14 protein-coding genes are annotated in these 19,984 nt (G+C 57.8%); 12 read left to right on the forward strand and 2 right to left on the reverse strand.

Translation table 11 applies throughout. The features are described 5' to 3' along the window. Nucleotides 1-13 precede the first annotated feature (13 nt). Complete coding sequence (locus ACFDR6_RS24525) at nucleotides 14-1,009, reverse strand: succinylglutamate desuccinylase/aspartoacylase family protein (RefSeq protein ID WP_375859798.1); 996 nt, start codon at nucleotides 1,007-1,009, stop codon at nucleotides 14-16. 183 nt (nucleotides 1,010-1,192) lie between these two features. Next, nucleotides 1,193-2,353 (reverse strand): M24 family metallopeptidase, encoded by a 1,161-nt coding sequence (locus tag ACFDR6_RS24530; protein WP_375859799.1) that lies wholly within the window; start codon nucleotides 2,351-2,353, stop codon nucleotides 1,193-1,195. A gap of 725 nt (nucleotides 2,354-3,078) precedes the next feature. Here ACFDR6_RS24530 and ACFDR6_RS24535 point away from each other — a divergent pair. The 12 genes from ACFDR6_RS24535 (at nucleotide 3,079) to ACFDR6_RS24590 (ending at nucleotide 19,939) form a co-directional block, all read left to right on the forward strand. After that, complete coding sequence (locus tag ACFDR6_RS24535; RefSeq protein WP_375859800.1) at nucleotides 3,079-3,786, forward strand: aspartate/glutamate racemase family protein; 708 nt, start codon at nucleotides 3,079-3,081, stop codon at nucleotides 3,784-3,786. A gap of 979 nt (nucleotides 3,787-4,765) precedes the next feature. Further along, a complete protein-coding gene (locus ACFDR6_RS24540; protein WP_375859801.1) occupies nucleotides 4,766-5,926 on the forward strand; it encodes a M24 family metallopeptidase in 1,161 nt (386 codons plus the stop codon). 160 nt (nucleotides 5,927-6,086) lie between these two features. Then, on the forward strand, nucleotides 6,087-7,256 hold the full coding sequence (locus ACFDR6_RS24545; protein WP_375859802.1) for a M24 family metallopeptidase: 1,170 nt from the start codon (nucleotides 6,087-6,089) through the stop codon (nucleotides 7,254-7,256). A 471-nt stretch (nucleotides 7,257-7,727) separates the two neighbouring features. Further along, nucleotides 7,728-8,831 (forward strand): polyamine ABC transporter substrate-binding protein, encoded by a 1,104-nt coding sequence (locus tag ACFDR6_RS24550; RefSeq protein ID WP_375859803.1) that lies wholly within the window; start codon nucleotides 7,728-7,730, stop codon nucleotides 8,829-8,831. A 209-nt stretch (nucleotides 8,832-9,040) separates the two neighbouring features. Next, on the forward strand, nucleotides 9,041-10,039 hold the full coding sequence (locus ACFDR6_RS24555; RefSeq protein WP_375859834.1) for an ABC transporter ATP-binding protein: 999 nt from the start codon (nucleotides 9,041-9,043) through the stop codon (nucleotides 10,037-10,039). A gap of 21 nt (nucleotides 10,040-10,060) precedes the next feature. Beyond that, nucleotides 10,061-11,839 (forward strand): ABC transporter permease subunit, encoded by a 1,779-nt coding sequence (locus tag ACFDR6_RS24560; protein ID WP_375859804.1) that lies wholly within the window; start codon nucleotides 10,061-10,063, stop codon nucleotides 11,837-11,839. 1,482 nt (nucleotides 11,840-13,321) lie between these two features. Further along, complete coding sequence (locus ACFDR6_RS24565) at nucleotides 13,322-14,557, forward strand: NAD(P)/FAD-dependent oxidoreductase (protein ID WP_375859805.1); 1,236 nt, start codon at nucleotides 13,322-13,324, stop codon at nucleotides 14,555-14,557. Between the two features lie 89 nt (nucleotides 14,558-14,646). Continuing rightward, nucleotides 14,647-15,867 (forward strand): serine hydrolase domain-containing protein, encoded by a 1,221-nt coding sequence (locus ACFDR6_RS24570; RefSeq protein WP_375859806.1) that lies wholly within the window; start codon nucleotides 14,647-14,649, stop codon nucleotides 15,865-15,867. A gap of 749 nt (nucleotides 15,868-16,616) precedes the next feature. Next, nucleotides 16,617-17,459, forward strand: a complete 843-nt coding sequence (locus tag ACFDR6_RS24575) for a transporter substrate-binding domain-containing protein (protein ID WP_375859807.1) — start codon at nucleotides 16,617-16,619, stop codon at nucleotides 17,457-17,459. A 4-nt stretch (nucleotides 17,460-17,463) separates the two neighbouring features. Continuing rightward, nucleotides 17,464-18,435, forward strand: coding sequence for a proline racemase family protein (locus ACFDR6_RS24580; RefSeq protein WP_375859808.1), 972 nt, complete (start codon nucleotides 17,464-17,466; stop codon nucleotides 18,433-18,435). 11 nt (nucleotides 18,436-18,446) lie between these two features. Further along, nucleotides 18,447-19,100 carry an amino acid ABC transporter permease gene (locus ACFDR6_RS24585; RefSeq protein WP_375859809.1) on the forward strand — a complete coding sequence of 218 codons (654 nt, stop codon included), beginning with the start codon at nucleotides 18,447-18,449 and terminating at the stop codon, nucleotides 19,098-19,100. Then, on the forward strand, nucleotides 19,100-19,939 hold the full coding sequence (locus tag ACFDR6_RS24590; protein WP_375859810.1) for an amino acid ABC transporter ATP-binding protein: 840 nt from the start codon (nucleotides 19,100-19,102) through the stop codon (nucleotides 19,937-19,939). The genes ACFDR6_RS24585 and ACFDR6_RS24590 overlap by 1 nt, the downstream gene beginning before the upstream one ends. Nucleotides 19,940-19,984 lie beyond the last annotated feature (45 nt).

Consider the following 19,984-nt stretch of genomic DNA (forward strand, 5'->3'; position numbering starts at 1 on the left):
GTTTCCCCGAGCCTCAGGAGTTTAGGGGTCTCGCAAGATACGCCACCCCCACGCCCGGGCGCACATGCCCTCCGGATCGAATAGCGCAGACCGTCGAGGCGCGAGGCGCACGAATATAACTGGAGCCGGTCGATAGAGAATCCATCGGATGCAGGATCCCTATGAGATCTCCCTGCTTCACTTCGCTCAGCACTGAGCAGCGGGGCTCAAAGATGCCCGCCGCGGGCGACTTTAGTACGTCAGACGAAAGCGATTCTAGTGTCCGGCTCGACTTGTGCTGACGGAAGGTTGGTATCTCGACTGTTCCGTTAATTAGTCCGACCGCGATAAGAGCGTTGCGGACGCCGGTTTCATAGATAGCCAGAACTTCGGCGCCAACCGTGCCGCCGCCGAACTCGGCGCAAACGAATACCTTGCCTTGGCTCTGCGCCCATGTATCGAACATTCCCGGCGTCTCGTTGGATTCCCAGACCAACGACACGGGCAATCTGAACGCCTGTGCCATTCGGAGCGTCTTGGCCATCAGATCGGCATCAGCAATGGGATGCGTCGTCGTCGCGGGCGGAAAATCCCAGGCCGGTCCAAAGCTGTGCAGATCGAACACGATGTCGACCAGGGGCAAAAGTAGGCGAGAAACAGCATCCGCGATGCGTTCGGTCACCGATCCGTCGGCACGGCCCGGAAACACTCGATTGAGATTCAAGCCGTCAATCGGTGTGTTACGGGTCCATGCCCGCACAGCAGGCGGATTGAGTGTGGGTAAGATAATGGTTGTTCCACAGGTTTGCGTTTCCGGCAACCATTCAGCAACCCTTCGAGCGACTATTGGCCCTTCCAATTCGTCGCCATGGCATCCGCCTGTGATTAAGAGCCTCGGACCTTCTCCTCTATTGATGCTGATAACCGGAAGCGAGAGCGCTTCGCAATCTTCGCCTTGTCCGACAATAACATGCCCCGTATTCACGCCAGGGGCGTTAAAATCGAAGGTTACGTGTGATGTTTTGCTCATTGCCTCATTTGCCCTTTATCCATCGAGCTAACATGACAGCACCAGAGGTCGTTCTCCCTTCGAAGCCATGTTAGAATCGTGCCAGAGCGCCGATCTCAGGATCGACGCTCGTTGTGGCCTGCATCTCCAAAGCACTCGGAATAATTGATTTGGGAGGACCTGCAGGCCGTTCCGCCCCTTCCGTTATGCAAAGTGCAGACTGTGAGGTGTCCGGCTGAGTATTTCTGCGCCTCTTTCCGTCACCACAACGTGCTCGCTAGTGCCAAATTGGTAACCGTTCTCCCCGCGCAGAATAATTGGCATGTGAAGGGTCATGTTTGGTTCAAGTACGTCCGTAGCACCAGGCTCAAGGCTTATGTTACCGCGCTCCAACCAGTTGATGCCGGTCTGGTAGCCCACCCGATGATTAAGCAACTCGGGACGCCCATGGCGCTTAAGTACCTCTCGTCCAGCGACATCAACTTCGCCGGCCGTTGCACCAGGCTTAATCGCAGAAATAACGGCCTCGAGAACTTCGATCGACAGGCTGTGCAGGAATTCAGTTTCTGGATGTCGGCCAAGTACAGCACACCGGACCAGCCCGCACGGGTAACCAGCTTTGAGACCGCCAAGCTCAGTAAACGCCGGTTCGTTATTTCGTATCGGATTATCCTGGGGTCTGCCGTGCGACAGCTTTGTCCGCTCGCCGAACAACAGAGTGACCGAGGGCTTTTTGATTACACCACCAGCCCTCTCGACTTCCCGGTCTATGTTCGCGAGCACTTCGGTTTCGGTAATGCCCTCACGTAGGGACTGCTGGAATGTTCTAACAGCCACATCAGTCAATTTCATTGCAAAGCGCATGGCGTCGAGCTCCAACTGCGTCTTCACAGCTGCGACCGTCGCTACCAGCCGAGTCGCGTCAACGAAGTTCGCATCGGGCAAGTGCGCCTGAAGCGCGCTCACGTCCGCTGGCGCAAGATTCCAGCAGCCGAGTTCGAGCCCAATTTTTTTGCCACTCAAACCAGATCCACGAATAGCGTCGGCACAGGCCGGGGCAAAGCCTTCGTGATCCGCGTAAGTGAGGATTTCCTGGATACAGCTATTTGGACGGACACTGCTCAGTTCATACTCTCGGATAACGTAGGTCGGCCTTCGCCCCGGCACGAGGATCAATGGGAAGGGCATGAAATATGCGCCGAGTCCGTCGTATCCGCTAAGATACTGAAGATGCCCATGAGCGGTTACCACGAGAGCGTCGAGCTTGGCTTTTTCCATAGCCTCGAACACTTTCCGCTGACGTAGTTCATACTCGGCAATCGGGAATGCAAGGGCGCCAGGTGCCGTTGAAGACGTGTTAGTCATTTACCACCTCGTTTGAAGAGTTGTTGTTCAGAAGGGGGGCCATCCGAAGTCAGAATTCGGCGCTGTTCTGAATACACAGCGCAACTCGTGCTTTGGTTCTGCCAGAAGTTCACTCGCAACAGCAGTTTGATTCAAGCGTGGTTTCTGACGGAGGACTACGACCGGTGCGCCTCGCCCGATCAACGATACGGGGGAAGTTTGGTTAGACAGCGGAGGAGCCCTTATGATTATCGCCAGCAGCTCCATCTTCAAAAATTAGGTGCGGGCGCAGGTGCTCCCATGCAGCTTACGAGATCGTATTTGAAACTTGGCGTCGATTTCCAGCGTTGGTCGAAGGTTCGCGAAGGAAACAGGCGTCAAAATCGATCTTTGCGCCTTTTGAGCGCGCGCTGCGCAATTGGCTATCAGCTCAGCAAGTCTTCAACTTTGCCGACCAACTTAACTGAGGTCGCGCACAGTCCGTGTATGCGGCGGAATTTTATCGCCGCCGCTTTCCGGCGTTGGGCCAGATAGAATGCGGATATGCTGCATATACACATTGAAAAACGCACAAAGCCCCGCGAGATATTGTCTGATCATCCGTGGATGAAGAAGAGGTCTGGAGTTGGTGAGCCACGTAGCGACCGACATGCGCGCCTCTGCTAGCGACTATACCCACTCCGCTGGCCAGCCACCATGCCTCATTCTTCCAAATTGCGCATCGCATCGCTCTATTGGAGTTCTAAATGGCATCGAAGATCTCACGTTATCTCGGAGTCCTGAACCTCGAACGCGGGAGGCCGCCCGACGCCTCGCCGCCGCCGCCTCAGCCTGGCTCGCTCCTGAATCCGGCTACCTGCGGGTTCCCGGTCATTTCGGAGACCATAGCAGGAGGTTGGGCGGACAGAGTCATCTGCGGTGACCCAGCCCTCGAGTCGGCGTACATCGCTGCTGCCCGGCGTTTGGTCGAGCGAGGCGCGGTCGCAATAACCGCGAACTGCGGTTTCTCTATCCGGCATCAGGCGGCGGTGGCGGCATCGGTGAATGTTCCTGTGGCGATCTCGAGTCTGCTTTTGGTGCCGACCCTGCTCCGTCAGCTGCCACCATCTGCAAAGCTTGCCGTCGTGACAGCCGACTCGGCCAATTGCGGTGAAGATCTACTCGGCGTAGACGATCCCGCCGAACGGGCGAGGGTGGTTGTCGGGGGCATCGAAGGCGGTAAACTCTTGGAGAACGAAATGAAGCGCCCGCCGCCGCCGACCGACGTCGCCGATATAGAGGCGGAGTTCGTCGCCTGCGTTGTGCGCTTGTGCGAAGCCCATCCGGAAATTGCGGCGATCGTGTTCGAATGTACGGCTGCGCCGCAAGTAACCCCAGCAATCCGTCGCGTCACGACTCTGCCCTTATACGATATCTCCACCCTCTGCCGGATGACCTTGATGTCAATTAGCTGAGATCACTTGTCCCGTTCGGTCAGTTCGACGCAGAGGCGGACTCAGAAGAAGCGGGCCCACGCGCAAACTGCGCGTGGGCCCGCTGGTCTGTGCACTGATTGAGAATAAGTACAGCGCGGCAATCTCTGCAAGCATGCCGATGGACCAGAGAGATTGGAGAGGGTGACGCCGCACTTCATGTGCGGCGTTGGCGCGGCAGCGAAGCGAATGCGGCGCTATCCACGAAATTCGACAGGAACCCACAACGCCGCACAGCTGCCGATGGCGCATCATCATGTTTCAGTGTCAGCCATTCGCCGACGTAATTCAGATGTAGCTTACGCCTTAAGTTTCTTAGAGCGACCGAGCGAGGCTGGTCGCGCCGGAGGCGATATCGTACGCCGGATGGCGGCGCCGAAACCGGAGGCCCGAACCTTTTGTTCGAAACCTTCGCATTGTCCTAATCGAACGCAGAATTTCTGGAGCAGGATGCCTCTGATTGCGCTAATTCGGCTCTTGCGATCATTAGCATGTCACAGCAATGGGTCGTTGATTGGAAGAAGATGGTTGGGCGCGCGCACCAAGGCATCCACAAGCTCTCGATAACATTTAGAGCTGTAGAGTAGCTACATGTCGAGAGCGAACTTTCAACTCAAGCTAAGGGGTAATTGGGAGCAGGCTGCACTCGCAATTCGGTCAGCATGTCCGGCGCTGTTCGCCGGCGAGTGCACTGTTCACCATATCACTCTAAGGACCTTCCTGGTTGGCGAAAGAGCCAACATTTCGGCAGACCAGTCGCTTTTAGATCCGTCGAGCAGTGCACCCATAAGCTTAGCTTTGCAGTCGCGTCCAGGCCTGAAGGAAAACGGAGTCGACACGGATACACGCCCTTCAATCGAATTCGGACACTGACCGGCTCGAGGCCGCCAACAGACCGCGAGACGTCCGACCAACTGGTCGAATGAAAAACGAACCATAGGAAACGAAAAGGAGCTAATCGATGACCCGGACGTTCAAACCAATTCCTTTTACTAATCCGCCATTCGCAAGGTCAGAGTACGAGCGCCGGCAACGAAATGTGCTGGACGTCATGCAGCGCGCCGAACTCGACGCCCTCCTGGTTACTGCCCACGGTCATCTGCGATATCTCACGGGATACGATGGGATGGGTGGATACTTCATGCCGTTCCCACTGATCCTTGTTCCGGGCCGATCGCCGACCTATGTCGTCCGCGAATTCGAGTTGGTTGGCGTTCGCGCGGAAAGCTGCATCGACGAAATCATCGGTTATGCCGAGCAGACGGACTTTGCGAAGGTTTGCGCCGATGTGCTCAGACGGTACGGATTAGCGAGCAAGCGGGTCGGCTTAGAACTCGGCTGTTGGAATCTTGCGTACGCCGATGTGACCGCGCTCCAGTCGCTGCTTCCAGACATGAAGGTTACGGATGCCTCTCGTTTGGTTTCCTCTGTCATGGCCGTAAAAAATGAGCTGGAGATCGAGATTTTCCGCGAGGCGATGGCCATGACCGATGTTGCAGTGCGGGCGTTCCAGAATTCGCTTCGAGAAGAAATCACCGAAGTGGAAATGGCCACGGCAATCCTCGCTGAGGTCAGGAAAGCAGGGGGCGATGACCCCAGGCTGGTTTCCATTGGGTTCGGCGAGCGCACGAAGCTGCCACACACGAAACTGACGCGCCATCCCATCGGAAACAATGAGCCCGCGATGGTCGAACTGGGCGGAGCGAAGAACGGATACACGGCAGGGCTGGTCCGCAGCGCCGTGCTTGGGCGCCACGCAGAGGCCGAAACGCTCCACGCTGTGGCCGAGGAAGCACTTGCGGCCGTTATCGCAGCCATTAAGCCAGGCGTGACAGCGGGAGACGTGGACACCGCCGGGCGCAAGGTGGTCGAGCGGTCCGTTCGTCCGCAGGGCTTGAACCATCGGGTAGGATATCAGATCGGCGCCCCTTGGAGCGAGCGGGGCAATCTGAGTCTGGAGCCGAGCGCGGGCGACATCATTAAGGCTGGGATGACCCTTCACATGCCGATTATTCTCATCGGCGAGGGCGACTACCTGTCGGGTTGTAGCCAGAGCGTCCTAGTGACCGAGTGCGGCGCCGAGATACTCAGCAAGACGCCTCCGACCCTCTACCGCGCGTGATACGCTAGTCTGGGCAGGTTTTTGACCATCTGATCGGCAGGCGCGCATCGCGCCTGTCTCGGGGTAGAACGGATCGCGCACCGCAAACGGTCGACAGCCGCCTGCGACTGCTTCCGTTTGGCGCTAGTACCAGCAGAATAGACAGAAGGAGATACGCACAATGGCAATGCCAAAAGCACCACCAGCTTTCCCGCGGGCTGAGTATCTGCAAAGACTATCCGCAGTTAAAGCGGAAATGGAACGTCGAGAGATCGACGCGCTAATCGTCACGAGTCCCGCCAACATCACCTACCTTTCCGGCTACACCAGCAAATCTGCTTATGTGCCGCAAGGCCTGGTCCTTAGCCTGCGGGAGGAGGAGCCGAGTTTCATTACGCGACGTATGGATGCGCCGGCGGCGATGCATCAAATGTTCATCGACAATACTCGGGTTATTGGCTATCCGGAACATCTTATCGCCAATCCTGACCTGGACGGCTTTGATGCGGTGATCGATCTCTTGCATGACAAGGGCCTTGCCGGCGCGGGCGTAGGTCTCGAAGCCAAATTCATTTCGGCTCAAGCTGTCGACAAGTTCAAGACGAGAATGTCGAAAGCCATGGTGGTCGATTTCGGAAATGCAATCCACTGGATTCGGGGAATTAAGTCCGATCTCGAAATTGCCGTGATGCGGGAATCCGCTGCAATTGCCGATGCGGGCATGTTGCGAGCAAAGGAGGTGATCCGTCCGGGTGTGAGAGAGGCCGATGCGGCCGCAGAAATCGTCGCGACGCTGGTGCGCGGCGCGAATGGCAAGCCGGGCACGGATCTGTCTGCTTTTTTTCTGTGTGCCTCACCGCGTTCCGCCACTGCCCACATCCGATGGAGCGAAGATAGTTTCCGCCAAGGTTCACAGATCAATCTCGAATTTGGCGGCGTGCGTCATGGCTATATCTCGGCTCTGATGCGGACAGTCTCGATTGGTAAGCCCTCAGATCGCCTGCGTCGACTCCACGAAGGTGAAGTTGCCGGATTGGAAGCCGCGCTCGCTGCCGTCAAACCTGGTGCGACCTGTAGTGATGTCGCCACGGCATTTAGCCGCACTCTGAAAAAATATGGTTTCGAGAAAGAGTCCAGGTGCGGCTACGCCATCGGAATCGACTGGACAGAGCCGACGGCCAGCTTCCGGGAAGGTGATCGAACCGTCCTGCAGCCAAATATGACGTTCCATCTGATGCTCGGCAATTGGATCGATGAGGACTTTGGTTATGTGATCAGCGAGACATTGCGCGTTACCGACATGGGAGCCGAAACCTTCTCCAAACTGCCACGGCAAATATTCGAAGTCTAATTTAGACACTTGAGGGCCAGCCTGCAGAGACGTGATAGCGGTTTGGAGGCTGGCTGGCCTGAGAGCCCTATAGCTCTACGGTAGCCGCGTGCAGCTGAGGGATTCACAGGGTTATCGTCAAGCGCAACTTCGGCGACACGCATCGTGCATGATACGCCGCCCGGGTGAAGCGTCGCATCAGTGGACAAGGAATACGACGAGCGGAGTCAGTCCGTAATCATGAATGCAGATGTCGTGGTTGGCGCTCCAGTATCCAAAAACTTGACCACTCTTGAGTCTTGTTCGGGCCGACAAGGGCGCGTGACCGCAGAAAAGCTTGCATTCTCACCGATGAGGCGCAGGATTCCTGCTGGTTTAGCTCTTACTTTTGGGAAAATCTGCTTCGAGGACTCAATACACTATCCCAAAGCAAGAAAAGACCGTCACGGGAAAGAGACACGGACAGCAGAATGAAACGCTGGAGAGGGAACCATGAGTTTTTTGATCAATCGTAGGCGCCTCATGCAGGCGAGTTCGTCCGTCCTCATGATGGGGACGCTAAATTCTGTCAGCACTCGCGCTTGGGGAGCCTCGAACGAGCTTCGGGTATCCGTCGGTGGAGGCGAATGGGGGAAGGCGAACATCGAAGCGTATGTGAAACCATTTCAAGCCGAAACGGGGATCAAGGTGAATCCCATCACCGACGATTCGACGATAGCGCAGCTTGAGCTAATGGTGACCACAAAAAACGTGACCCTTGACGTGATCAACCTAGGCGCGCCGTCGGTTGCCATCGCAGGCCCAAGAGGTCAGCTCGAACAGATTGACTACTCCATCTACAAAAAGGACGAGCTCGATGGTATCCTTGACTTCGCCAAAGAACCGTTCGCTGTCGGATCGCTCATGTATGCGAACGTGATGGTCTACAACACGGAGAAGTTTCCGGCTGGCAAGCCGCGGCCCACGACTTGGGCCGAGTTCTGGGACGTGAGCAAGTTTCCTGGCGTCCGCGTGCTGCCGACCGGCCAGCGTGGCGTCGAGGGGCCTTGGGAGGAATCCTTGCTGGCGGACGGCGTTCCTATGAACGCGGTCTACCCCATGAACATTGACCGCATTTTCAAGAGCTTGGACAAGATAAAGCCGCACATCCGCAAATGGTGGACTGTTGGGTCCGAGATCCAGCAAATAATGCACGACAAGACGGCCGACCTTGTGAATGCCTTTGATGGCCGGGCTAGCCAGTTGATCAACCAGGGCGCGCCGCTCGAGATCAATCGAAATCAGGCAAAGCTGAGATGGGACTACTGGGCGATTCCGAAGGGTAGTCCGAATGCGGCGAACGCGCAGAAGTTCATTGAATTCGCCACCCGTGCCGACCGCCAGGCCGTCTTCGCCCAGCTGCTCAACTACGGCCCAACTAACCGTAACGCCTTCAAGCTGATCCCCGAGAAGGTAGCGCGCAATCTAGCCAGCCATCCCGACTACATGGCCATCAGCCTTCCCTCGAATGCGAAGTGGTACGGTGAGGTCGGCGCGGATGGCCTGACCAATGCCGAGCAGCTCCGTCAGCGCTGGAACGAGTGGGTTCTGCTCTGATATAATCACTGGTGCTGGGCGAGTAAGTCGGACAGCGCGCCAGGTCCGCACATCGGGCGCGCCGCTCCGGCTAGCTATACAATCGGATTACTTTGGAGCACAATTTGCCATCTGTGCATGTCACACGTCCACTCCAAATTGCCCAGTATGAAGCATTGGAGAAAAGCTTGGTTCCGCCGACGCAAATCGAATTTCACCGCGTCACGAAGATGTACGGCCCCGTTGCGGCTGTGAGGGATCTTTCGCTAGCGGTTCATCGCGGCGAATTCCTGACCATTCTTGGTCCGAGCGGCTCCGGCAAAACCACGACACTGATGCTGCTCGCCGGCTTCGAGGCACCAACCAAGGGCGACATTTTGATTGCCGGTAAATCCGTCGCCGCAGTGCCTTCATATCGGCGCGACCAAGGCATCGTCTTCCAAAGCTATGCGCTCTTTCCACACCTCACGGTGCGACGAAATCTCGAATTTCCGCTAGAAATGCGAGGCGTCAAGGCGGTCGAGAGGACAACGCGGGTCGATCGCATCCTCCAGCGCGTGCACCTTAGCGATCTCTGTGAGCGCATGCCGTCGCAACTCAGTGGGGGCCAGCAGCAACGCGTTGCGCTTGCCCGTGCGCTGATCGCCGATCCGCCGATCCTCCTGCTTGACGAGCCGCTCGGGGCGCTTGATCGCAACCTTCGCGAACAGATGCAGGGCGAGATCAAGAGCCTGCACAAAGATTTTGGCATCACCACCGTCTGCGTTACGCACGATCAGGAGGAGGCACTCACGCTGTCGGATCGCATCGTCGTCATGCGAGAAGGACGGATTGAGCAGACTGACACGCCGGAAGCCCTCTATGATCGACCAGCAAGCCGTTTTGTTGCCAATTTTCTCGGCGAAGCCAACATTCTCGATAATCCTGGTTTTGACGTCGAATCCGCTGCACCTAAGCCGCTTGGCACCCTTGCCATGATCCGACCGGAACGTATCTGCGTGTTCCCTACCGACAAAACGAAGCGCGCGGATGCAGAGCAGCGCCAATCCGTCACCGGCACGGTAGACGACATGATCTATGCTGGTCCTTTGCGCAAATACCGTGTGCGTGTTGGGAATAGTTTGCTCATGGTGCGTGAGCATGTTGCTTCGGGACAGGAGATCTTCCGACCTGGCGACGAAGTTCGGCTCGAGTGGTTGCGCTCCGATATCCGCTTCGTTGCGGCATGAGGCGCTGAGAGGTCAAGGCAGATGCAAACGCTTCAGAAGCTCGGGCGAATGCCTATCGGGCTCACGGTCCCAGCCTTCGCGATCCTGCTAGTTGTTTTCGGCTTACCGATCGTTCTGCTCTTCCTGACCAGCGTTAATGCGCCGGCCTTCTCGCTCGGCAACTATCAGGCGTTTTTGCGCCAGCCGGCAAACGTGCGCGTACTATTCCAAACCATTCAGGTCAGTGTAGTAGCCACGGCCATTTGTCTGATCATCGGCTATCCCATGGCCTATCTGATCACGGCCGCTTCGAAGCGCGTGCGTATGGTCCTGCTCGTGCTCGTTATCATCCCCTATCTGACCAGCCTTTTGGTGCGCACCTATGCCTGGATTGTGATACTCGGCGACAGCGGATTGATTAATAACCTGCTGCTCGGCCTCGGATTAATCTCCAGCCCGCTGTCACTCATTTACAGCCGAATGGCCGTCTATATCGGCATGGTCCATATTATGCTGCCGGTAATGATTCTACCGTTGGTCAGCGTCATGTTGGGCATCGATAAATCGTTAGTGGCGGCTGCTGGCAGCATGGGTGCGCGCCCCTTTACCGCGTTCTGGCGTGTGTTCCTTCCACTCAGCCTGCCGGGAGTGCGCAGCGGCTTGTTGCTCGTCTTCGTGTTTTGCCTAGGTTTCTACATCACGCCCGCAGCCCTCGGCGGGTTACGGGACGCCATGCTCTCGACCTTCATCGCAGCCCAAGTGGCAAGCTCCTTCAATATGGCGCAAACCGCGGCTTCGGCGTTTATCCTTCTTGGCATCGCCGCGGTGGTTCTCTCTCTTCTTGGACTCGACCTTTCCGATACGCAGACCGACAAGGCTCGGCTACCGCGAAAATCCTGGAGCAGCGGTCTGCTTTCATTCCGTACTTTGACGCGGTATCTTAATGAGCTTGCGAGTCCGTATCGGGCGAAGCGCTGGACGGCTAAGCTCTACCAGGCCGGCGGCAGCAGCGGCTGGTGGACCATCCTCGGTACGTTGTTCATCCTGCTCGTTATGTTTTATTTGTTATTTCCGAGTGTTGTAGTCATCATCATGTCGTTCAGTGGTGGGGAGTTTCTGGAATTCCCGCCCTCTACCCTTTCGCTGAAATGGTACAGGTCCTTCTTCGGCGATCCTTCCTGGACCGGCGCAGCTTGGATGAGCATTCAGATCGGAGTGGCGGTCGCCGTCCTGTCCACCATAGTCGGGACCCTCGCAGCATACGGAATTAACCGTACATTTCCGCAGCTGCGCGGCTTTCTCACTTTGATCATACTCGCGCCGATCACTTTTCCGAGCATAGTTGTTGGCATTGCTGCCTATTTTGGTCTACTCAACCTCGGACTGATCGGCACCAAGACGGGTATTATCCTGACGCACAGCATCGGCGCCATTGCTTATGTGGTGGTGATCGTTTCAGCTACTCTGGCGAATTTCGACCGTCGGCTCGAGCAAGCGGCGAACAGCATGCGGGCTGGGCCTCTCCAGACCTTCAGGAGGGTGACGCTGCCGCTCATTCGACCGGGTATCATCGGCGGCGCTCTATTCGCGTTCATCCACTCCTTCGATGAGGTCGTCAAAACATCCCTGGTCAGTGGGTTCTCGATCCGTACCTTACCGCTGAAAATGTGGGAGAACATACGCAATCAGATCGACCCGACAATTGCTGCTGTGGCATCGCTGCTGATACTTTTGCCTGTGCTCTGGCTAGTCGCCTTCTACGTGACGGGCTGGCGGCCCAGGCCGCGCGCGCAGAACGTGATTCCAGACACAACGGGCTGAGCCGATCGCCTGACGAAACGTCGGGCGTAGTGGCCTGACCGGTAGGTAGAACCAGTCTAAACTTGCTCATTAGAGCGTGCCGTCTTTACTTGGCATGAAGGCGTGTCGCCTCCTCATAGAGCGGACTGCCTTCGGAAGGCCAGCCGGCGTAGGCCTGCTGTCACGCTGCGCACAAGGAACCGACAATCAAGCAGCTGTCTCACGAACGCATGAGTTCAGAAGCATAGGGAGGGCACACCTTCTCATATTCTCTGCGAACTAACGTGCGCTATCGTATTGTCTGACCACCTGCGGCTTCACACGAATCCAGTGCTCGGATCTCAGACAAATCTGTCCATCGGTCTGTCTCGGTGCCGCAGACTGAACCATTGAAAAGCGGAATATTGAATCTCGTTCGTAACGAGGGGCGCTAGTGATCGTGCAGCCGTGCGCAGATTTGCGGCCATCTAACGCGTGTTCCGCATTGGCATAATAGCTTCGCTTGTTTATCGACCTAGCGAAGCAGATCATCTCTCGCTTAGCGGACCTTTTTTTAAGGTTGTCGAAAAGGTGCATGCTAGGCGAAGAAAATCCAGCTCGCCTGACCAAAATGGAGATCGTAAGAACGGCGTTCTTCAGTATGGAGGTACCAACCTCCTCTGCCTAAGGGAGCAAAATATGATGCCAAGTCTCTCAAGAGAATCGTCGAATTGCCAAGTACGCGGATCAGGACGGGCGGCTGGGCTCGAGGGAGCGAGCAAAGGATTATCGAGGCTGTCCATTCAGCGCTCCTCTCTGCGCTGAAGATACCTCATCAGCGATGCTGCCGCACGGATTGTTCGGACTGGCCGTTGACTGCTTGATGCTCAGTGTCTCTGCCGCTGGGCGGAGGCTTTGATGTTGGGGCGCGACATCGCCCAGCGAAGATCTCGAAATTCCAGTGGCGTGGTCGAGGCCTTCTGGTGAGTTGCCTGTGATCAGTGTTTCGTGAATGAGTCTTTCCAATGCGTGTCGCTGCTTCAGCGGCTCCTTCAGTTGAGCCCTGAAAAGAGAGAGTAGGCCTGATTCGACCGTCGCTGTTGCGATCGCAGCGGTAGCGACGCTCATTCGCAACTCTGCTGCCACTTGTAGGATTGTGAGGTATCGACCGCAATTTGCTTGAGCGTCACCGGACCAGAACCGTGGGAATTCGAGCAACGTGACGGCCGTCGAGTGGGACAGCTCATCCGGTCGCGCTCCGCCGCGCAGTCACCGCTGCAGCGATTGCGTCGGCCGTTATCGCGAATCAGGTCCTGACAAAGATGACAACGTCCGGCAAACGAAATCGCCATTGAATCCTCCCATTAAGTTTGTTGTATTAGGTCAATCTTTCAGGGTACCCCTTGTATGAACTAGATCAATCTTCAGGCAGAGGGAGCTTACCGTGAAGATTGGCCCGCATCTCGGTGATGATCGAGGCGCAGCGGGTCTCGTTCGCGGCTTGGCGCCAACAGGAGATGTCGCATGGCTGAACCTCGCACCGTTGCCATCGTTGGCGGGGGCATAGTTGGCGTAAGCTGCGCGCTCATGCTGGCGCGGGAGGGACACCGCGTCACCGTGGTCGAAGAGGGGCGCATCGGCCATGGCTGCTCTTGGGGCAACGGTGCCCAATACAACGCGGGATCGGCTTTCCCGATGGCTCATCCCGGCGTCATGTGGCGTGCATTGCGATGGCTTGCCGACAACAAGGGCCCGGTGCGGCTCGCCCCGCGTGAGCTTCCCCGCACCCTCCCATGGCTCGTCCGCTTCCTGCGTACCGGGCGTCCGGAGGCTTGGGAGGCGGCGTATACGGCGTTGCACGCGCTCAACCAGCCGTGTGCCGCTCTCTATCGCGATATGCTCGGCGACACTGAATGGAAACGATTGTTTCGGCCGAGCGGTGCTCTCCATGTATGGCGCGACGTATCACCCAGCGCGCTAGATGAGCTGGTGGGCAGTCTGCGGACGAGGCATGGCGTGGCCTTTGAGAGCCTCAGCGCTGAGCAGTTGCAGGACTTGGAGCCCGCTTTGTCCCATGACTACAAGCGCGGGATCTTCTTTCCAGGCAGTGGTCATGTGACTTCACCTCCGTCGCTGGTGGAGGGCCTAATGAATCGAGCCGCTGCATTTGGCGCTTCAATTTGGGCGGCGCGGGTTGAGGCCATCGAGCCCGGTACAGAAGGTGTAACACTGCAGACGAGTACCGGGCCTCTCAGCTGCGATACAGTGGTTATCGCAGCGGGTATCGCTAGCCGCGATCTAGCGCGCTCCCTCGGAATTTCCCTGTCGCTGGCTAGCGAGCGCGGCTATCACATCACCATGCCCGGTGCTTCCGGTGCCATCAGCCGCCCCGTTACCGACGCAGCCTCGGCCTTCGTTGCCACGCCGCTCAACGAAGGACTGCGCATCGTGGGCATCGCCGAATTCAATGCGCCCGATGCGCCGCGCGATGCAAAGCAGAGTCTCAAGCTGCAGGGATACGCCCGTGCAATGTTGCCGGACATATCCATCAGCCAGGTGAACGACTGGATGGGCGTAAGACCGTCGACGCCAGACAGCCTCCCGATCATCGGTCCCCATCCGAAACACGCCCACATCTTGTTCGCCACTGGCCATGGTCACATGGGCATCAGTGGAGCCGCCATGACTGCGGCCATTATCTCCGACCTCGTCGCGGGCCGTGCGCCCCGGATTTCGAACGGCCCTTATCGGGTGCGATGAAATAGGTAGGCGGCGTAAGTTTATCTTGCACCGTCCAAAGCAAACAACATGTCTCGATTACAAATTGACATAGTTCAATAGGGGGCTCAATGGCCTGTTGGATAAATGCGATCAGCTTTGGTGTTGGTGCCGCCACGCTGTTGGGGGCGGCCTCCGTGCCGGCTCGAGCCGAAAACCCCGCCAAGGCACCTGGAGTCGAACCCTTACCGCCTCGGGGCATAGCCTATCATTGGACCCCCGAGCAGCAGATCGTCGGTTACATGAAGCGAATGCAGATCGAGCCAACCCGTATGGTGGGAGCGGGCGACGGGTCCAATGTGCGCCACTTGCCGCTAGCAGTGCATCAGATATCACCTCACTGGACCTGGAATGGCCAGCCTATGGACGTGGATCGCTACATGGAAGCGACACGCGTCTCGGGCGTTATTGTGCTCAAAGACGGTAAGATACTCTACGAACGCTATGGTCTCGGGCGCACGCCAAAGGACCATTGGGATGGCCAATCCACCACAAAGTCTGTCACCGCGCTCTTAATCGGCGCAGCGATCCATGATGGTTACATCAAAGGCATGGGTTCGCCGGTCACCGACTATCTTCCCGAGCTCAAAGGGAGTGCCTATGAGGGGGTTACAATCAGCCAACTTGCGACCATGACCTCGGGCGTAAAGTGGGATGAAAAGCTCCTCGATCAGCAGTGGAAGGAGCCGTTCGTGAATGGCGTCGATCCCACCGTCGCATTCATGAGCCGCCTTCCACGAGCCAATGAACCGGGCACCAAGTTCAACTATTCTTCCGCCGATAGCGATCTCGCCGGGATATTAGTCTCGAAGGCGGTTGGCAGCTCGCTAGCCGAGTATCTCTCGGTAAAAATTTGGCAGCCCTTCGGCATGGAAAAAGAGGCATACTGGGTCACGGATGCCGCTGGCATCGAACGCGGTGGTGGCACCCTTCTTACGACATTGCGCGATTTCGCGCGCATCGGCCAATTCGTGCTAGAGGGCGGCAAAGCCGGCGGCGTCCAGGTGCTGCCGCGGGACTGGCTGGCACAAGCGACTAATACTCAACTTACCTTGTCACCTAGCGATGGGTTCGGCTTTCTGAGCGCGGAGGGATATGGCTATAACTGGTGGACCTACAAGGATCACTTCGCGGCCATTGGCCACGCTGGCCAAAGAATCTTTATCTATCCGAAGGACAACCTGGTGATTGCGCTCAACTCGGTTTGGCCGGAAGATCGGGCAAAGGATTATTATCCGATGGAGGAGACCTTCATAGATGCTTTGCACAAAGCCGCTGCGGCGCATCCCTAAGAGGCTATTTAGCCGCTTGCGCACTTCCAAGCGCGGTGCGGCCGTGAGGTATTTCTATCTATGGGGCAAGCCGGATTTTGGCTATTGGACCAACATAATGGGCGAGTCCTTACGAGCAAAATTAGACCGCACCGCTGCGATCCAGTTGTCATTGCAGTCCCTATGGGCGCGCACGATCGCGGGCCATCGGATTTCGAGCGCCCCCTGACAGACACAACGCAGTGGATCGTGGGCTTCACCAAGTTCAAGGTCCGATCGGCTGCGCAACGCAAAGCAAAGTAACTAGGTTCGGCATGCGCCCGCGCGATCTTGCGATTCAAAGACGAATTGGATGGATGTAAAGCCATCGGCCGGACAGTCTTCCGATCATCGGTGGCTTCCATCCTAAGCTAGCGTTCGCGAACAAATGCATTGATGGCGTGGCTTGGAGGGAGACGGGCCGTTTCCGACCCTTCCGCGACGTCTACGTCCTCCCTGCCCGGGAAGGGGCGTTCGGCGTGGCGATCCCGAGCGATATCTGCGCACGAGTCCTGTACATTCCGCCGCCCAATGGGCGTTGCAGCTAGGGCGTCAGCAGCGCGTCATGCTCGCCGACATCGTCGCACGGCCCAGCCCGCCCCCTCGAGCACTCAGTATCGTCTGCGTTGGGATAAGGATCATTGGCGCGAAGTTTGGTATTGCACTGTCTTCTCGAAATGATATAGTTCAATCAATAAATGACATGGTTCAATAACAACAGGGAGACTTCAATGAACCGGTGGATAAGCGCAATCGTCGCCGCGGCCATTGGTGCCGCCATGCTGTTCGGGCCGCTCTCAGATCAGGCCCGGGCCGAAAATCCCTCCCTGGTACTCGACCGCATCAAGGCGAGTGGCAAGCTAAAATTTCCCGTAATGATTGCAGAGGAGCCGGGCTATATCAAGGATCCGCGCACCGGCGAATGGTCCGGATTTTTCGTGGACTGGGGCAAGGATATTGCCAATCTGCTTGGCGTTCAGATCGAATATTACGAGACAACCTGGGGCAATCTTGCTGCCGACTTCCAGGCCGGCAAGGTGGATCTCGCGGTGGCACTGAACCCCAATCCTCGCCGCGGGCTCGTCATCGACTATGTGCCAGGGTCCATCGTCGAGGGCATCTGGGCGCTCGTCGCGCGTCCCGGCTTCGCACCCAAGACCTGGCGCGAGATGGATAAGAAGGAAGTGCGCGTCGCGGTGCAGAAGGGCGGCACCATGCAGGTAATCGCCGAATCCGTGATCCCCAACTCCACCATTGTTGTCGTGCCCACACGCGACCAAGCGGTGCTGGAATTGCAGTCAGGCAAGGTCGATGCAATGATTATTGCCGACCAGGACGCCGCGCTCCTCGACTCCAAGGGCGTCGGCAAGGCCGTGGTGCCCACACCGGTCCTGCGCAACCCGGCAACGATCGGCATCCGCCGCGAAGCTGGTAACGAGGGGTTCGCCAATTTCCTGGCTAACTGGATGTCGCAGCAGAATTCGCTCGGCCTCGCGTGCTCGCGCATCACTCGCTACATGCTCGAGCGCGGTATCGATATGAAAGTGGTTCCTCAGTCCGGCAAGTATTGCTGACGCCATGCGTACGAGCCGTCTTTTCACTGTCATCGACAGCCACACTGCAGGGCATCCCACTCGAACGGTCTTGGCCGGCATCCCTCCGCTGCACGGGCGCAGCGTGCGCGAGCAGCGGGACGATTTCCGCAACACCCATGACGGCTTGAGAGCGCTGCTGCTCCATGAGCCGCGCGGGCATGCCGCCATGGCGGCGGCCGTGCCCGTGGCCTCCCGCGAGGCGGACATGGGGCTGTTCTTCATCTTCTCTTACGTCTACGCCGACATGTGCGGTCATGCCACTATCGGTTACATCGCCAGTCTCGCCGCTATGGGAGCTCTCCCGCAGGGCTTTGAGCAAAACGGCATGTCCATCGAGACCCCGGCGGGTATCGTCCATGTGACCGGCACGTTCGAGGCTGGCAAGCTGACTTCTGTCCTGTTGCGCAATGTGCCCTGCGTTGTTCTCGCCTCCGACATTGTCTCGGAGGTCGAAGGCCTCGGCAGGGTGACCTGCGACATTGCTTACAGTGGTATTACATATGCGCTAGTCGACGCTGACCGGGTCAATCTCCCCTTCGACATCGACCATGCCAGCCGATGGTGCCGCGCGGGCATGGCGATCAAGGAAACGCTAAATGCCCGCAGCGGACTGCCGCAGGTTGGCAGCGTTCTATTTTATCATTCCATCAAGGGCGGCGCCCGCCATCTGGTCGTTTTGGCCGGCAACAAGTTCGACCGTTCGCCCTGTGGCACTGGTACCTCCGCCCGGCTGGCCCAACTTCACGCCCGCGGGCAGCTGGCGGTCGGCGCTCCATACCGGGCCGAGAACATCCTCGGCGTGCCCTTCGAAGCCAAAATAGCAGAGTTGGCTGAGGAGAGTGACGGCAAGCCCGCTGTAATTCCGGAGGTGCGGGGCATGGCTCATGTCACCGCATTTTCTACCCTCGTTCTGGAATCGGACGATCCGCTGCCTGCCGGCTTCCTCCCCAACTGACGGAGAGTGCCATGAAATTCGATCCGTCTATCGTCTTCGCGAATTGGGACATCCTCGCCTACGGCCTGCTCGTTACTCTGAAGTACACGATTTACACCTGCGCCATCGGACTCGCGATCGGACTCTTTGTGGCGCTGCTGCAACTTTCCCCTTGGCCACTCGTGCGCTGGACCGGCCGAATCTGGGTCGAGTTCTTCCGCAACATCCCGCTGCTGGTGTTGCTTATGTGGACCTATTATGCGCTGCCAATCTTTCTTCAGATCCAGATCGGCAAGGAAACGGCGGGCGTCCTCGGTCTCGGGTTCTATGCCAGCGGCTTCTATGCCGAGATCCTGCGCGCCGGCGTCCAGTCTATCGACCGTGGCCAGACCGACGCCGCCGTTGCGCTCGGCATGGGGTATTTTCAGCGCATGAAGCGGATCATCTTGCCGCAGGCGCTGCGCCGCATGGTGCCGCCGCTGATGGGCCAGACCATCATGCAGCTCAAAAACACGACGCTCCTCTCCGTGCTGACCATTCCGGATCTGCTTTATCAGGCGGGCTACATTGCCAGTTTTACCTACCGGCCGATGGAGGTCTACACCGCTATCGGCGTCGTCTTCATCCTCATGCTGTTTCCCCTTAGCGCTCTTTCGCGCCGGTTCGAGCGCAAGGAGGCCGCGTGATGACCGCAACAACCTCCGAAATCGTGCTGAGTGCACGTGGCATCGAGAAGTCCTACGGGAAGAATCACGTACTACGCGGCGTCGATCTTGACGTCCATCGCGGAGAAGTGGTCTGCCTGATCGGCGCAAGCGGCTCGGGCAAGACCTCGCTGCTGCGCTGCATGAACTTGTTGATGGAGCCGGATCAGGGCGAGATCGTCATCGAGGGGGCGCCTCTTTTCCGCCGCACCGGGGGCGAGCGGCTGAAGCTCTCCGGTAGGCAGGTGAGCGCCGTGCGTATTAAGACCGGCATGGTCTTCCAAACCTTTAACCTATTCCCTCACCGCACGGCGCTAGAGAACATTATCGAAGCCCCACTGATGGTGAAGAAACTGCCCCGTGCCGAAGCCGAAGCACGGGCGCACGAGCTTCTCACCCGCATGGGTCTTCCCGACGCCGGGCACAAGTACCCCTCCCAGTTGTCGGGTGGCCAGCAGCAGCGGGTCGCGATCGCACGTGCGCTTGCCATGCAGCCCAGTATCATGTTGTTCGACGAGCCGACATCCGCACTGGACCCGGAACTGGTGGGCGAAGTGCTCGCCGCTATCCGCCAGCTTGCCGCCGAGGGCATGACCATGGTCATCGTCACGCACGAGATCGGTTTTGCCTATGAGTTGGCCGATCGCGTGGTCTTCATGGACCAAGGAGTCGTCGCTGCCAGCGGCGCACCCCGTGAGCTCCTGCTGTCGAACGCCAATCCAAGGCTCGCCGCTTTCGTCGGACGCTTCACAGAACAGGCTCGTCTGCTCGGCCCCCTTGCCGCACAGCCGGCCGCAACTCCAACCACATCTCCTAACTGAGGATAATAGATCATGACCGGTACAAACTGGGGCGGTATTTTCCCT

It is taken from the genome of Bradyrhizobium tunisiense (genome assembly GCF_042263385.1).
Taxonomy (GTDB): Bacteria; Pseudomonadota; Alphaproteobacteria; order Rhizobiales; family Xanthobacteraceae; genus Bradyrhizobium; species Bradyrhizobium tunisiense.